General features: G+C 49.1%; 8 protein-coding genes. 1 reads left to right on the forward strand and 7 read right to left on the reverse strand.

Translation table 11 applies throughout. The annotated features are described in order from the left end of the window. Window positions 1-61 precede the first annotated feature (61 nt). The 3 genes from IEV98_RS01720 to IEV98_RS01730 all read right to left on the reverse strand — a co-directional run bounded on the left by IEV98_RS01720 (window position 62) and on the right by IEV98_RS01730 (window position 6,341). A complete protein-coding gene (locus IEV98_RS01720) occupies window positions 62-1,564 on the reverse strand; it encodes a RagB/SusD family nutrient uptake outer membrane protein (protein ID WP_229738516.1) in 1,503 nt (500 codons plus the stop codon). A 29-nt stretch (window positions 1,565-1,593) separates the two neighbouring features. After that, window positions 1,594-4,740: a SusC/RagA family TonB-linked outer membrane protein gene (locus IEV98_RS01725; protein WP_188504210.1), complete on the reverse strand. Its 3,147-nt coding sequence runs from the start codon at window positions 4,738-4,740 to the stop codon at window positions 1,594-1,596. Window positions 4,741-5,093: 353 nt separating this feature from the next. Further along, entirely contained in the window at window positions 5,094-6,341 is a 1,248-nt protein-coding gene (locus IEV98_RS01730; RefSeq protein ID WP_188504211.1) for an MFS transporter, read from the reverse strand. A 646-nt stretch (window positions 6,342-6,987) separates the two neighbouring features. Here IEV98_RS01730 and IEV98_RS01735 point away from each other — a divergent pair. Then, the gene (locus tag IEV98_RS01735) at window positions 6,988-10,161 is read left to right on the forward strand and encodes a PVC-type heme-binding CxxCH protein (protein WP_188504212.1); all 3,174 of its coding nucleotides are present in this window, start codon (window positions 6,988-6,990) and stop codon (window positions 10,159-10,161) included. A gap of 67 nt (window positions 10,162-10,228) precedes the next feature. On the opposite strand, the gene IEV98_RS01740 is transcribed toward IEV98_RS01735, so the two are convergent. The 4 genes from IEV98_RS01740 to IEV98_RS01755 all read right to left on the reverse strand — a co-directional run bounded on the left by IEV98_RS01740 (window position 10,229) and on the right by IEV98_RS01755 (window position 15,969). After that, window positions 10,229-11,080 carry a sugar phosphate isomerase/epimerase family protein gene (locus IEV98_RS01740; protein WP_188504213.1) on the reverse strand — a complete coding sequence of 284 codons (852 nt, stop codon included), beginning with the start codon at window positions 11,078-11,080 and terminating at the stop codon, window positions 10,229-10,231. Window positions 11,081-11,104: 24 nt separating this feature from the next. After that, window positions 11,105-12,133 (reverse strand): ThuA domain-containing protein, encoded by a 1,029-nt coding sequence (locus IEV98_RS01745; RefSeq protein WP_229738517.1) that lies wholly within the window; start codon window positions 12,131-12,133, stop codon window positions 11,105-11,107. A gap of 85 nt (window positions 12,134-12,218) precedes the next feature. Continuing rightward, the gene (locus IEV98_RS01750) at window positions 12,219-13,322 is read right to left on the reverse strand and encodes an aldose 1-epimerase family protein (protein ID WP_229738518.1); all 1,104 of its coding nucleotides are present in this window, start codon (window positions 13,320-13,322) and stop codon (window positions 12,219-12,221) included. After that, entirely contained in the window at window positions 13,285-15,969 is a 2,685-nt protein-coding gene (locus IEV98_RS01755; RefSeq protein ID WP_188504215.1) for a c-type cytochrome, read from the reverse strand. The genes IEV98_RS01750 and IEV98_RS01755 overlap by 38 nt, the downstream gene beginning before the upstream one ends. Window positions 15,970-16,036 lie beyond the last annotated feature (67 nt).

Below are 16,036 nucleotides of genomic sequence, written 5' to 3' on the forward strand. Positions count from 1 at the left end.
TATTGATAATTTATGTTTAAATTTAACTATTATACGTTATAAACGGGAATCTTATTGCTCATTAATACCCATCGTTTTGTATCAAATTTGTATTATTCCGTACCTCGCTGGTTGGTATGGGAAACAGCAATTCCCGCTCTTTCAAAACCGGCCCATATGAAAATTTATGCCCAACATAGTTGTCAAACTGTTTGGTTCCTACGTTGAAGGCTTTCCGTAAGCGGACCATGTCGAACCACGTCTTGTTTTCAAAGCACAGCTCGTACCAGCGTTCTTTCCAGATGGCTTCCCGTAATTGTTCCTTTGATAAGCCTTCGAGGTCATCCAATTCGGCCCGCGATCGGATGGCGTTGACCGCCTGGTAGGCATCGGCTGTCGGACCATTTACCTCATTCGCCGCCTCGGCATACGTCAACAACACATTCGCATAGCGGATAACGGGCCAATTGAGATCACTGTTTCCCGAACTGGTTTGGGCAACTTCATCGAAATGCTTCCAAATAAAATATCCACCAAGCTCCACCACTTCATCCCGTCGATCCTCGTGGGTAAATGTGGTATAGAAAAATTGTTTTTCTTTTGCACGCAGGTCGCCCGCCTCATAGGATCTCACAAAATTTGCCGTGGCATAGATACCTCCGGTTTCATCCGAATACTTGGAAATGTTCTTATTATAGGGGATGATGGAAACCTGCCAGTTGCCCGGAATCAATTGGGTTGCAAACTGGATCATGAAAATATTTTCCGCCATGTTTTTCGTGCTGGGATCATGCAGGTCATCGTAGCTGCTAAACAGCTCAAATTCCTCGGAGTCCATCACCTCTTTAGCCTTTTCTGCGGCTAAGCCATAGTAGGCTTCGCCTTTCTGTAGCGGGTAACCAGCCATGGTTAAGTACACTTCCGCCAACAGGGATTTGACGGCACCCAAGTTTACGCGACCCGAAGCGTCTGTCCAGGGCATTCCGGATGCCTCCGCCGTCGTAAGGTCCTGCACGATCAACTCGTAAACCGCTTCCGGATCGGCCTGCGATGGCCGAAGCTGCTCCGATTCCAGATTTACGGGTTCGGTAATCAGTGGAATATGCCCAAACATCCGGATCAACTCAAAATAATACCACGCCCTCAAAAAATGGGCTTCACCCAGTAACCGTGTAGCCTCCGCCTCGTCCATGGTGATTTCGGGAATTTTGGCGATCGACAGATTGGCATTGGTAATGCCCCGGTAGTAACTTTGCCAATACGTTGCGCCATATCCGTTATCTGAAGTGTTGTTTAGGTCTTTGACAAAATAGCTATTCGCAGCCTGCCCGAGGTCGGTAGCGGCCAATCCGGTGGCAAACTCGGTCATCATCCACGCCCCGCCATTAAAACCACTGCCCAATGGATCGCGCATGCTTGCGTAAATGGCATTCACGGAGCTCCGGGCGTGCTCGGGCTTGGTGAAATATTGTTCAACGGTAAAATTAGTGGGATCCGCTTCGTTCAAGAATTCAGAACAGCCTCCCAATGCGAATGTTCCCATTCCGAGAGCCACCGCCATATATTTTAATGCTATTGTTTTCATCACTTTTTCGTTTTTAGTTGCCCAAGCCATTACAAACCAATATTTAAACCCAACATGAATACCCGAGGACGGGGATAATCATACAATCCGTATCCCTGACCAAATGCGGAACTGGAATTGGATACCTCCGGATCGAAACCACTGTATTTGGTAGCAACGAAAAAGTTTTGAACCGATCCGAAGATTCGCAGTCGTTGCAGCTTCAACCGGGATGCAAATTGTGCGGGCACCACATACCCAAGCAGCAGGTTTCGACCCCGTATAAAAGAGGCATCGCTTACCTTGTGGCTATCGTCATACGTATCATAACCGGCCGGAATGGGCCGTATCTGTGCAATTGGGGTATTTTGATTCTCCTCTGTCCAAGCATTCAACACCGTTTTATAACTGTTTGCGATGCCCTGCCGGTCTTCTGCGGAGTGGATGCTCCGGTCGAGCACATCATTCCCATACATAAACTGTAAATCTATGGTCAATGACCAGGCTTTGTATCGGAATGTATTGAGGAGGGTCCCGAATCCATCCGGAACGCCTTTCCCGATAATGGTCCGGTCGTTGTCATTAACAGCACCATCGTTATTCAAGTCCAGAAACTTGACGTCGCCCGGCAATGCATTATAGGTTGCCGCTTCTTCGGCTTCGGCTGTAGACCAAGTTCCCAGGTGCTTCCGCCCAAAAAACGATCCCACTGGCTCACCGACCCGGACAATGGTTGCCGCCCCGGGGAAAATGTCGCTGCCACCGGAAAGCTCCAGCACCTTATTTTTGTTGATGGATATATTGAATATCGTATTCCACGTAAAGTCATCCGACTGGATATTGGTGGTATTCAACCCGACTTCTATTCCCTTGTTTTCCATGCTGCCGATGTTGGTGAAGATACTGGAATACCCACTGGTTTGCGGTAGTGGTGCATCCAACAACATGTCGTCGACCTTCCGGCGATAGAGGTCCACTTCGAGATTCACCCGATTGGAAAAGAGTCCCAATTCCAAACCGACATCCACTTGGTGGGTCTTTTCCCATCGCAGATCCGGGTTGGGCATCCGTCCGACACCGATGCCGATTTCGCGCGACCCGTCAAAAATAACCGGATAGTTATTCATGCCCGCAAGCGCCCGGTAGGCGGGAATTTCGGAATTGCCCGTAGCCCCGTAGCTTGCACGGATCTTAAGGTTGGAAATAGCGGGCATATCATCCATGAAGGATTCGTCGCTGACCCGCCATGCCAAAGCCGCCGAGGGGAAAAACGCATATTGGTTTTCCTCACCGAATTTGGACGACCCGTCTACCCGACCGGTAAATGTTACCAGGTATTTGCCTTGCAGTGCGTAGTTTAACCGAGTAAAATAGGAATTGAGGCCGTATCCTTCTGCAACGGAGCGTGGCGCCAATGCCGTCGCTCCAGCCCCCAGGTTGTTGAACTGGAAGTAACTATCCGTAAATCCCTCTGCGCTGGCTTCGTTTTCGAATCGGCCAACGTGTTGCCAGGAAAGCCCCAACATGGCATTCAAAGAATGAATTTCATTGAATTCTTTATTGTAGGTCAGGTAGTTTTCAAACTGCCAGGAATTGAACCGATTGTTGATGACCGACGCGTTACCGTTGGTGGAGATGTATTGCATCCCCGCCGCAGCAAAATAATCCCTGCGCTGATTGATGACGTTCGTACCAAGGGTAGATCGTAATTCCAGGTTTTCGGCCAACTGGATATTGGCGTACATGTTGCCCAACATGGTTTGCGTACGGAGGAAAAACAGCCGTTCATCGGCTACGCGAAGCGGGTTATCACCACCTTCCATACCCGGATAATCCCGGTTACTGGCCCACGAACCATCTGCATAATGTACGGGAATGATCGGCAAGGCCTCGAGAATCTGCCGCACCATCGTAATACCGCCCCCATCCAGCTGGTCGATTTGCTTTTCGTTCTGATCATTGTATCCCAATGTTCCCCCTACCTTCAACCATTCTTTGAGCTGCGTATCAAACACGAAGCGCCCGGCATACCGCTTCTGCCATGAACCTGTTATTATTCCATTTTCGTTACGGTAATTCAGAAATGCTCCATAACTTCCTGTTTCATTTCCGTTCGTAAATCCCAATTGATGATTTTGCGAAAAAGCTTCTTGGAATGCAACTTCCTGCCAATTGGTGTTATACAAGGGATTCCCTTGTTCATCAAAAAGCAGAGGGTTGGTCCGTTTGCTCCGCGGATCGTCATACTTCGTACCGGTTTCCCAGCCATCGGGATCAAATTTCGCAGCGTTGGCATAAGCGATTTCCTCCACCCGAAGAAACTCTTCGGAGCTCAGCATCGGCAACAGTTTGGGAGCCACACCGATGCTGAAATCCGAATCATAGGTTAGTCCACCGCCGCCGGACGTTCCCCGTTTAGTAGTTACCATGATCACCCCGTTGGCGCCACGTGCTCCATAGATAGCGGTAGAAGAAGCATCTTTCAGTACTTCAATGGACTCAATGTCATTCGGATTGAGGTAATCGATCGGTGTGCTGCCGTTCTGAAGTCCAGCTGTGGTTAAAATAACCCCATCGATCACATATAGTGGATTGTTGGATACGCTAATGGAGCTGGCGCCACGTATCCGGATATTGGTCCTCCCGCCGGGTCTGCCTGAGTTTGACGACACCGCTACCCCGGTTACCCGGCCGGCCAGGCTCTGATTGAGCGACGATGCCGGCCGTTCCTGCAACGCGTCGGCCCGCACTGTACCCACCGCACCGGTCAGGTCGGACTTGCGTTGTGTGCCATATCCGATTACCACGACTTCATCCAAATCCGTTTGGCTCGATTCCAGCACGATGTCTAGCGCTGCGCCTTTAACGGCTTCCTCCCGGGATGTATAGCCCACTCCGGAAAAGACCAATACGGCTTCCTCACTTTGTTGTAGGACAAGGGTGTACGTTCCCTGATCGTTTGTACTCGTGCTATTGTTGGTGCCTTTTTCAACGACCGTGACGCCATTGATCGGCCGATTTGATGCATCGGTCACCTTCCCGCTGATTGTTTGTTGTTGATAAGGTTCGGCCCATCCGGTCTGAATCACACCCGTAAAGAGCAGCATAAACACGTACGCTATGCTGCTTTGCCAGATCGGCCGTTTTGACCGTAAACGACCGCTGTTACTGATTTGCCCTGTTTTACATGTTGTCATAACTAGTTGGTTTATAAATTAACACTTCGATCAATTGTTACATTGAGAACCTTTGATGCAGAGAAGAATGGGGGCGCTTATCGAAATAGTGTCCGATTCGCGCCCTTTAGTTATCAGCCATACGACCACCCAGCAACCTTTACCCCATTCCACCCCGCCTAAATCATATTTAGCGAACTGTTATTATATTAGTATCTGTTATAAACAAACGTTAGCAAAGCACAAGCATTCAATATCTTTTGAGCATTTATTTATCATTTTTTTAAACGTACTTATCCACTCCGGCATATTTTTGTATCAAAATAGCCGACCGATAGCGCCCTGGCTACCTAGTCAATAATCAAAAGTTATCGCTAATGTATCGACTGTTGGGCTGCACCAGTTTGAGCAGTCTTTTCAGTTACCTTTTTTTGCCAAAAGAAGAATATGGTAAATAGCACAATCAGAATAACGGGAAACGATAGCATGTTGACCAATGCATCTTGACCGGTTGCAAGCTCCAAAGCGGAACCTGTAAGTCCTTCAGCCGCATTTTCGGCTCTTGCCGTGTCAATCCAGCCGCCAATAAACGGCTGAAAAATTGCTGAGGAAAACATACCCGCACCACCGATGATGGACATACCCAACGCACCGCTCTTAGGCACCCGCTGCGCAGCCGCCCCTACCATTACCGGCCAGAAATAACATATGCCGATAGCGAAAATAACGGTAGCCACATAGGCGAGCGGCCCAGTGACCGTACTGAACATGTAGATACCGATAGCCGTTAAAATAGCGCCACCTAGAAGTACGCCGGTCTGTCCGAATGCTTTAACCACGGGTTCGGCAAAAAACCTTCCAACAGCCATCAACCCACTTGTCAGTGCCAGAATCAACATCGGCTCAGCGCCGCTGCTAGCCATGATTACGCTCACCCATTGATTGGGGCCGAATTCCGATATTGCCGTCAGGAACATACAGACAAACAAGAAGATAAACGTGGGTGTAACCATCGCCTTAAGGTTCTGTGCCAATGACGTGGCAGCCTCCACAAGCGGTTTTGGAAACGTCTTGCCGTAAAACAGTATGGCGTATATAATGGTCGGAACCATAGTAACCCACATCTGGACTTGCCAGGTGAAATCGATAGCCGTCATGGCTTGCGATAGTAAGGAGCCCAACAGGATGCCTCCGGGAAACCACATGTGGAACCTATTCAGCATCTTATCCATCTTCACACCCGAATACATGTCTGCAATCATCGGATTACAGGCGGCCTCGGTACAGCCGTTACCGAAACCAATAAACAAGGTGGAAATCAACAATGTTGAATAACCGCCGGCATAGATGGTCATGATAATACCAATAGTGTGCGCTAAAAAGGCAACGCGCATGATGTTTTGGGCACCGAAAGAATGGTAGATTAACCCGCCGATAATCATGGAAATCGGGAATCCAAAGAAGAACATGGAGTTAATAACCCCCAGTTGGGTTGCAGTCAAGCTGAATTCTTCGCCAAGTTGGGGAAGAATTCCCGCCCGGATTGAAAAGGTAAAAGCAGTTGTAATCAGGGCGAAACAAGATCCGTTGAATAAAGCACCCCTGTTAACGTTTTCGTTCATGTTTAATTGTTTAATTGATTAATCATAATTAATTTTCCCTCTTTTGATTTACCACTCGATGCTTCGTCGAATAGCGCATCAAAATCTGCGCGGAAGATACCCATTAATCAGTAAAAAACGCACAACTTCTGCTTCTACTTGCGTTTTAATGGAAATTCTTACTTTTTTGCTTATAACTGTGTCAAGAGAAGAGTCCATTTATCCGCCACTCTTTTAATCTGCCACACCCCTTTCTTTCAAACCAAAGTTAAAATTAGAAACTGACATTGCCGTCCTGAACTTTCCTGCTTTCATCTTTAAAAATTTACTCAGTGCAGCAAACAGCCGATTTTGTACAAATCATAAAGCTATTTATCCAATTGCGCCATGAAGACAAGGATAGACCATGACAGTTATGATGAAAAAAAAACTTTATCTTCGTTTATCAGGAGTAGCATACCATTATCGTTATAAACTTAGTTAAGAAATAGTACAATTTCGCGTGCTTCTAGTTACTCAGGTTTCATTCTTGCTGTGGTTTGCTTAATCGTTGAGGGTAATGATTCCGGAAGATTTGTACTTAGGTGCTGGTACTGACCATTGAACGCTGACTCACGGAGCGAGCTCGTGTATCCTTGAAGGCAGAAATAAATAAATTAATAGACGGATGAAACAAACAAAAAAGGGAAGTGATGCTAATCGCACAGCTACGCTTCTTGTGGCAGTCGCAATCGCCGTGTGCCTACTTCAATGCACCGGCTCCAACTCGGCTGCGTTGAAACTCAAGAAAGGGGCACACATCATTTCAATCGGCAACAACCTCGGATCGCGGATGATGGATTTCGGTTACTTTGAAACGGAAATGCAACTCCGGTATCCGGATAGCCTGTTGTATATCCGCAACATGAGTGATGGCGGCAATACACCCGGATTCCGGCCCCATTCGGGCCGTAATTCACCTTGGGCATTTCCGGGCGCTGAGCAGTTCCAGACGGAACTGACAAATGATCCGAATTTAGTGGGTCATTTTGAAACGCCTGACCAGTGGCTCACCCGCCACAAGGCAGACATCATCGTTGCTTTTTTTGGCGCAGTGGAATCTTTCGATGGCGAAGCGGGGCTTCAACGCTATAAAAACGAACTCGATGCGTTTGTCAAGTACACCTTGCAGCAACAATACAACGGAGTGTCGGCTCCCCAACTTGCGCTCGTGTCACCTATCGCATTCGAGGATCTGTCGGATAAATACGACCTTCCTGATGGTAAAACGGAAAACGAACACCTCTCGATGTACACCGAGGCCATGAAAGCTGTGGCAGATAGCAATCATGTGCTTTTCGTGGATATGTATACACCGTTTAAGAAGCTCTTTGATAAAGGTGACCGGCAATGGACCATCGACGGCCTGCAACTCAATGAAGAGGGGTACAAGAAGTTTTCCGTGCTCTTGGCAAACGCTGTCTTTGGCAACGAAAAAGTAAAAAGCAATGCCCATCGGGAATCCGTCCATGCCGCAGTAATGGAGAAAAACTGGATGTGGCATAAAGATTTTAAAATGCCCAACGGTGTTCAAGCATATGGTCGGCGGTACGATCCGTTTGGGCCGGACAACTATCCCGCTGAAATTGCCAAAATCAGGGAAATGACAGCGATCCGCGATGAAGCAATCTGGAAAGCGGTCAAAGGAGAACGGTTTGATCTGGACAGCGCCGACGCGCTGACCACCAAACTTCCCGAAGTAAAAACAAACTACGTACCGAGCAACAATGGCGTTCCGAGGTACCTCTATGGTGAAGAGGCACTTGGTAAATTCAAGCTGGCACCCGGCTACAAAATCGAACTTTTTGCCTCCGAGGAAGAGTTTCCCGAACTTGAAAAGCCGATGCAAATGTCTTTTGATAATCAGGGGCGCCTTTGGGTAGCGATTATGCCTACCTATCCGCACTGGAAGCCGGGGGACCCCAAGCCCAACGACAAGATCCTCATTTTTGAAGATACCAACAACGACGGCAAGGCCGACAAGCAAACGGTTTTTGCGGACAGTCTGCATCTGCCCGTAGGATTTGAGATCGCCCCGGAAGGTGTCTATGTTTCGCAGGGGACCGACTTTGTCCGGCTCAACGATACGGACGGGGACGGGAAAGCCGACAAAAAAGAAATTCTGCTGAGTGGGTTCGACGACCACGACACCCACCACGCGCACCACGCCTATACCGTGGATCCCTCGGGTGCCATCTATATGGGGACGGGTGTATTCCTCGCCAGTGATATCGAAACTCCTTATGGTACCGTGCGTACCACCAACGGAGGCTTTTTCCGTTACGATCCCAACCGGCACAAACTGGAATTCGCCCAGCTTTCCGTTCCAAATCCATGGGGTATTGCCTTTGACGATTGGGGGCAGAATTTTTATGCCGAGACTTCGGGCCCCGCCGTAAGCTGGATGATGCCGGGTACCGTCAAACCGATCTATGGTATATTCACGCCCAAATCGAGGAACCTGGTGGAGGAAGCCCATCAGGTGCGCCCGACTTCGGGACTAGAATTCATTTCAAGTCGTCATTTTCCGGATGAGGTGCAGGGCGATTACCTGATCAACAACACGATCGGCTTTCTGGGCACGAAAGAGCACACGTTGGAAGACGACGGAACGGGATATAAAAGTCGTCACAGACAAGATCTGCTACGCTCCGAGGACCCCAATTTCCGCCCGGTTGATCTCGAATTTGCACCCGACGGTTCGCTGTATATCATTGACTGGCATAATGTATTGATCGGACACATGCAACACAACCAACGAGATCCCCTGCGTGACCATACGCATGGACGTATTTATCGCGTTACCTACCCTTCGCGCCCATTGGTCAAGCCCGCTTTAATCGCCGACGCACCTATCGATACCTTACTGGACAATCTGAAGTTGCCTGAATACCGATCCCGCTATCGTACGCGCCGCGAACTCCGTGGACGTGATTCGTCCGAGGTATTGGCGCACCTTAGAACCTGGGTCAAGAACCTCGATAAAAATGATCCCCGTTACGAACATCATCTGCTGGAAGGGTTATGGGTAAGTTGGGGGCTTAATCGAGTGGATCAGTCGTTGCTTCGCCAACTACTGCATGCTGACGACTATCGGGTCCGCGCGGCAGCTGTACGTGTGTTACGTTACACAGGCCATCAGGTTGCCGATCAAGCCCAATTACTGAAGGAAGCTGCAAGTGACGAACATGGGCGAGTCCGTTTGGAAGCGCTGGTAGCGGCATCCTGGCTGGATAAAGAACCGGGGTTGGCCATTCTGGATGAGGCAGCGAAGAAACCACTCGATGATTGGATGACGGATGCCTATGGAGTCGCATTCGCTCGGTTGAATGGAGAAGTCCATGGGCCAACCAAAAAAGAGGAGACAGCGGCGACCGATTTAAAAGGAAAGGATCTGGAATCGTATAAAAAAGGCCATCTGCTCTACGCGCAAGACGGATTCTGCGAGACGTGCCATCAATCGGACGGGAAGGGGCTTCCCAGTTCGGGCTTCCCGCCGCTGGCCGGCAGCCCTTGGCTGGATAACGACGACCGCCTGATCAAACTGACCTTGAAAGGTATGCTGGGGCCCATGGAATTACTGGGCCACCAATATACCGGACAAGTGCCCATGACGCCATTTGGAGGCCTGATGAACGATGAGGAAGTAGCTGCGGTGCTTACGTATGTGAAAAACTCCTTTGGCAATAAAGGCACTCCTGTAGACCCCGAAAAGGTGAAAGCCATACGCGCTGCGATTGCCGACAAGAAAGGCTTTTACCATCCCGAAGAACTGCTCAAAGCGCATCCGCTCTCGAAATGACGAATTGGAAAATAGCGCAATAAAAAAAGGGGCAACGATTACGTTGCCCCTTTTTTTATCGGAAATACTATGCACCAAAGTGCGACCTCAAAAACGAGATTCCCTGAACGGCTATGGCCTCGCGGGAAGGCTCGAAGTTCCGCCAGATGGACGCTGCTTTGGCGATTACTTTAACTGCTGGTGTAAACGATTCGATGACCAGGCTACCTGTGTAATCAACTTCTTTCAATGCATCTCGAATGCCCACCCAATCGATGTGGTCGTTTCCGGGCGCTCCCCGGTCGCAACCACACGCATGCACATGCAACAGGTGTTTCCCTGCCTTTCGGATTGCTGCCGCCGAATCTTTCTCCTCAATATTCATGTGATACGTATCCAACAGGAGGCCCACCGCCGGATGATCCACAGCGTTTGCCAGTTTCAGCGCTTGCTCACAGGTATTGATAAAATCGGTTTCGTACCGATTTAAGGGCTCAATTGCCAATTTCTTCCCCAAGTCACCAGCACGGGATGCCAATGTTTTCAAATGCTTCACGACAATATCCCACTGCGCCTTATAATCGTCTTCCGTCGTTTGCTCCGCCCGACCCACGGTAGAATAAAGTGGCCCCACCATTACCGGGCAGTCCAATACGCTCATCACATCCAGCACCTGAGTGATGTAGTCGATGGAATTCTGCTGTTCTTCTTTGGTACCACGCAGATCCCGACCGGGGCCCATCGCGGCGCAGATGGAAGAGCAGCGCAGACCGTTGTCGTCCAATGCCCGCTTGATCAGATGAGGATCTATATGGGAAGCATCCTCGAGCGCGATTTCGATCGCATCGCTGCCCCAGTCCTTAAATTGCCGGATAATATCGATGCTTTCATTCGTAAAGGGCGAGGTCAGTAAAAAAGTATTGACGCCAATTGGTAACATGTTGTCTTGATTAGATGAAATAATTTATTTGTAGTCTGCGGGTGACTTGCCTTTTTTGAAACTGTCAAAGCCAAACATCGTCGGTTGATAGGAAGAAACGAATGCCACATCTGCTTTTTCCGGGATTGGTTGATCAACTGCCCAAAAACAAGCATTGACGAGTAATCTTCGCAAATCTTCATTTAACAGATCGATCGACGCCCCCATGGTTGTCGTGAACGCTTTCCCTTCTTTCCCGCCTTCGATCGTGTAGTTCCTCGTCCAAGCAACGGGCAATGCCGCTTTATCTTTGTTGATGGGTGCATCCGCTGTCATTCCGCTGGTAGACTGTCCGTAAACCAACACATCAGCATCTTCCAACGGCCCGACGGTATAAACATCCGTGGGCACCCAGATATCGGCGACACCATTCAGTATCGGATTGGCCGCGGCGGCCTCATTATTTAAGCCCCGTGTACCCTCTTTGCCATGGTCGCCATGATGGCTTACCCAAGTTTCTCCCAAAACGATCTTGCCAAATCCCTGTTCCCAACCTGGTGCGGTACTTTGGAAATCATATTTTGCATACGGATCACCGGGGTTCTTTGCATAATGAAATGCATGCGTGGACGTGCGCAAGCCGACTACCGGCTTCCCTGCTTTGAGATATGCGTCAATATACCGCATTTGATCCGGAGGCAATTCACGGAAACGGGTAAAAATCACCATCAGATCGGCGGACTCCAAACTAGCGAGTCCGGGAATATTGGACTGCTCATTTGCATCGATTTCTCCGGTTAACGAATCCACCGAAAACAACACGGTGCATGTAAAGCCAAATCGCTTAGCCAATAACTGAGCTAACATAGGCAACGCTTCTTCCGATCGATATTCTTCGTCCCCGCTGATCAAAACGATCCTTTTACCCTTTCCAGGACCGTCGTCGCCCTGGTAAGTAACCCATTGTTCTGCATCGGGTTGCGGCTCCTGCGTAGCGGTGCTGTTTGAACAACCGGCTAAACCACCCATCGTGATTAGCAAAATGAGTGATACTATTTTCCTTACTGTGTTCATGAATATAATTGATAATGGGGTTATTACAATGGTTCTAAGATAACGAATTACGTACTGAAACACCGTATCTGAATCAACATTTACACTAGTTGCTTGTTGTGCGTTGTAAAAAACCGGCAATATCAGCCGCTTGGTCCACGATTCGGACCGTTACCTCATATTCCCTACGTTCGCGTGGTTCCAGCAAAATAAGCGAACCGTTCTCCCGGGCTTTTGCCTGGCCAATGGGCGGATGGGTGCCCGGCTCCAACCCCACCACACACTCTCCCGGCCCCCAATGCTGCCAGTTGGTCAGCCAGGGCAACTGGGCTTTTTTGAATTCGATGGACAATGCGATACCGATATGTGGATTATGGATTCCACAACAGCATATTCCGTCATCATCCGCTTCCACATCAATAAAAGCCGCTTCCTCGCCACTTCCCATGTGATCTTTCAATGGCGGGCTCCCCTTTCGGAAAGGTTGCCCAGCTTGAAAAATCTTCGCCTTACCGGCACCTTCGCGTGACTCCCAAGGGCCGCGCCAGCAGATATCCACACCTTCATCAACCAATGGCCAGCCCAAGTTCATGTGATAAAGCAGCATGTGTGGCGCGGGCGTATTGCCGTGGTTAATAACCTCATCATGGATATAGATAGCGGGATCACCCAGTCTACCGGAGATGGTGCGCCGTAGCACGAGCTGCATACCCAATGGCCGGGATTGCTTAACAATACCCGTGATACTCATGTCTAACTGCCCCGCAGCCGGATCGGGCTGGATAATGGATTCGATGGTAGCGGGCAAGCCACTAAATTGACTGTGAAGCCCCCGCTCCCCAAATTCGTCCGATTCCGGTCCGCCCACATGATCCAACCCACAGGTGGTGAGCAAGCCGCCACCGAATGCGTTGAGCCACTCGATACCCCGATATCCACTGGGATTGGGTGCCACCACCCCTACATGGCTCAACCAAACCAAGCTATGGGAATTATAGCACGCATCGGCGATATCCAAACCCCGGTCAATGACAACTTTGTACCGCAGGCCGGTTCCTGTATTGATCCAAGCAATACGTGTTCCCCTGCCAGGTCCATTATCTAAAATCGCGGTTTCTATCCCACCCACCTGCAGGTGGTTCGATATCTTATCGCTCCATCCAGCCATTTTTTTACTTATCTTGATAAACGGGATTATTTTCGTTTCCACCAGCCATCAGGTAGGCTATCAAATCTTTCAACTCTTCTTCATTAAGCACGTTCAATGATCCTGGAGGCATGGTAGAAACTTTTGCTACCCGTATTTCAGTCACATCGCTTTTGGGTATCTCTTTCAATACCTGTGGCGCATATGGATTCTGCGACACCGAATACACATCCCCTTCTTCGCTGATTAACCGACCCAATACTGATGATCCGTCTTTCAATACCAATACTTTAGACTCGTACTGATCAGAAATGACTTTGTTGGGTTCAATAATGGCTTCCAGCATATCATGAACAGAAAAACGTGTTCCCAACTGCGTAAGATCCGGGCCGATTGCACCTCCCTCTCCGCCCATCATGTGACAGGAGGCACAACGCACGGCTGCAAACAGAGACTTACCCTGTTCATAATTTCTTTTGCCTTTATCTCCTTCTACCGCTTTCTGCGCCTCGTCTACTTTCCAGGCTTTTCCAGGCCCTTTGGGTGGCACAATGTTTTCAAGCAAATCCTTGCCGGACGCTGCGAGAAGCGAATCTCCGGATATGGTGTTGTAATGGTCAAATTGATCTTCCGGCACGTTTTTCAATGCCAATTTACGGGCTGCATCAATGAAACCGATGTAGCTATTGCCGCCTTTGTAGCCAAAAGCATCATAAAACCATTTAAAATAATGCTCGTATGATTCAGGGGTCCATCCCGTATCGGCCTTACTGAGTGCCGTGGCCAGGTAAATCTGCTGCATAGGCGGCGTCTTGGCCAACATACCGGCGATGTCCATCCCGTATTGCGGATTCCGTAATATTAAATCAGAAGAGCTTGTTAAGGTTGCCATCATCGTTGTGGAATCGTCTTTAGCACTATCCAGCAATGAAAGCGTTCTTTCCACCGCATAAGGAGCTCCAATCTGGATCAAAAGTTTGCTGAATTCCCGATTAAGCGCATTATCGGTCGTTGGATAAGCATCCGAAAAATAAGCGGCCATGCGGTTGGTTAGATCAGGTTCAGGATTGCCCATTCGATACAGTATGACCTCAAATGCCCGTAGCAAACCTAGTTTGTTGTCTTTGGATATCCGATTGATATCAATAGTCATCAACTTACGCAGCATGATTGACTGCAATTGGGGGTAACCTGACCTCGCCATTGCAGTCATTGCGTTTGTTACTGTCCGGATATTCCGCTCACGGAACACCCGTTTGCCCCATAGCTTGATTGGCTGGTGTCTCAACGCAATGGTCGCTGCGTAGCGGATGTGCCGATCGTCGTGATTCAGATAAGGCCAAACTTCAGCAACGATATTCGTATCGGGGCCCTTTTCAAAATAGCCTTCAATCCGTCTGCGTAATACGATTTCCTCGGTGAGGTCATTTTCCCGTTGCGGTTTCTCTTTTACCTTGTCTTGATCTTTATAAGACACTCGATACAAATCGGACTCCAGTCTCCGCCCTCCAGTAAGGAAATAGAGTGCACCGTCCGGACCGATTTCACCATCGGTAAGCGGCAGTGGGGTACCGGAAAGGAACTCTTCTGCCTTCGCCCGATACGTCGCTCCATCCGCTTCCAATTGCACGGCATATACAATACCAAAACTCCAATCAAAAGCCAGCAGGCTATTGCGGTATTTGTCGGGAAACCTAGCGTTGCCAGTATATACTAAATTCGTAGGAGATCCCTGTCCGATATTGAGTAAAGACGGCAGCTCGTCTGGATAATAAGTAGGCCATTTGCTATTGCCTGTCCGCCAACCAAAATCCGCTCCTTTTGCTACGTGCAAGAGCCGCGTTGGCCGGTACCAAGGCATTCCGAAGTCCCATTCCATATCTGAATCATAGGCAAATAATTCTCCATCGTCATTAAATGCGATGTCAAATGTATTCCGCAACCCTGCCGCTACCAGTTGCCAATGCTGCCCCAATGAATCGGTATGGGCGATCCATCCTCCGGGTGCCATACGGTCGTTGGCGTGACCCCTCGGATCTGTAATCAATTGGAAAATATTGTCTTCATCCCAGTTAGCAGGCAACAAATAACTATCCATTTCAGGCACGTCGGTATGGTTACCTAACACGAGGTAGATCGACTGTCCATCCGGAGCCAGGATGATACTGTGCGGTCCGTGTTCACCTTCCCCGTCAAAAGACTTCAACAGCTTAATCTCATCAAACTGATCGTCGTTGTCTGTATCCTTTAGCCGGTAAAGGCCACTGCTCTTTTCAAACTTTTCATCTCCCCGATGATTCACCATCACATACAGACTGTTGAATGCCCAAAGCAGTCCCTGCGCATAACCCATCCCTACTTTGGTCTGCGTGGTGTCGTCCTTCCATTCATCCCCCGGAATTGTCAGGCGCTCGGGCTCGGCTGTCAGCGTATCCGCTCCGATTTCCGGAACATTGATCCGGTATAAGGAACCATATTGATCTGACGTGATCATCCGTCCCTTGTCATCAAACGTCATCGCCACCCACGACCCTTTCTTATTTTCGGAGGGGCTGTAGAGGTGCTCCACCACAAAGTCCGGAGCGACATTGATTTTCTCGACCTTAGGTTTTAGTTCTACCTGTTCAGTATCCTGCTTCTCTTGGGTCTGGCAAGCCGAGACCAGCATCAGCACGGCAAGGGTAAATGCCAAACAGGGATTCTTTTTCATGAGTTTTTGCATATGTGGTAATACGGTAATTAATGAAGAAGTCAAGTGGTTTATAATCCGCATGCAA

This window comes from Parapedobacter pyrenivorans (genome assembly GCF_014636865.1).
Classification (GTDB): Bacteria; Bacteroidota; Bacteroidia; order Sphingobacteriales; family Sphingobacteriaceae; genus Parapedobacter; species Parapedobacter pyrenivorans.

Bases quoted from the DNA above. Each gene is read 5' to 3' on its own strand.
- IEV98_RS01720 (WP_229738516.1), bottom strand. From the start codon at position 1,564: ATGAAAACAATAGCATTAAAATATATGGCGGTGGCTCTCGGAATGGGA.
- IEV98_RS01725 (WP_188504210.1), bottom strand. From the start codon at position 4,740: ATGACAACATGTAAAACAGGGCAAATCAGTAACAGCGGTCGTTTACGG.
- IEV98_RS01730 (WP_188504211.1), bottom strand. From the start codon at position 6,341: ATGAACGAAAACGTTAACAGGGGTGCTTTATTCAACGGATCTTGTTTC.
- IEV98_RS01735 (WP_188504212.1), top strand. From the start codon at position 6,988: ATGAAACAAACAAAAAAGGGAAGTGATGCTAATCGCACAGCTACGCTT.
- IEV98_RS01740 (WP_188504213.1), bottom strand. From the start codon at position 11,080: ATGTTACCAATTGGCGTCAATACTTTTTTACTGACCTCGCCCTTTACG.
- IEV98_RS01745 (WP_229738517.1), bottom strand. From the start codon at position 12,133: ATGAACACAGTAAGGAAAATAGTATCACTCATTTTGCTAATCACGATG.
- IEV98_RS01755 (WP_188504215.1), bottom strand. From the start codon at position 15,969: ATGAAAAAGAATCCCTGTTTGGCATTTACCCTTGCCGTGCTGATGCTG.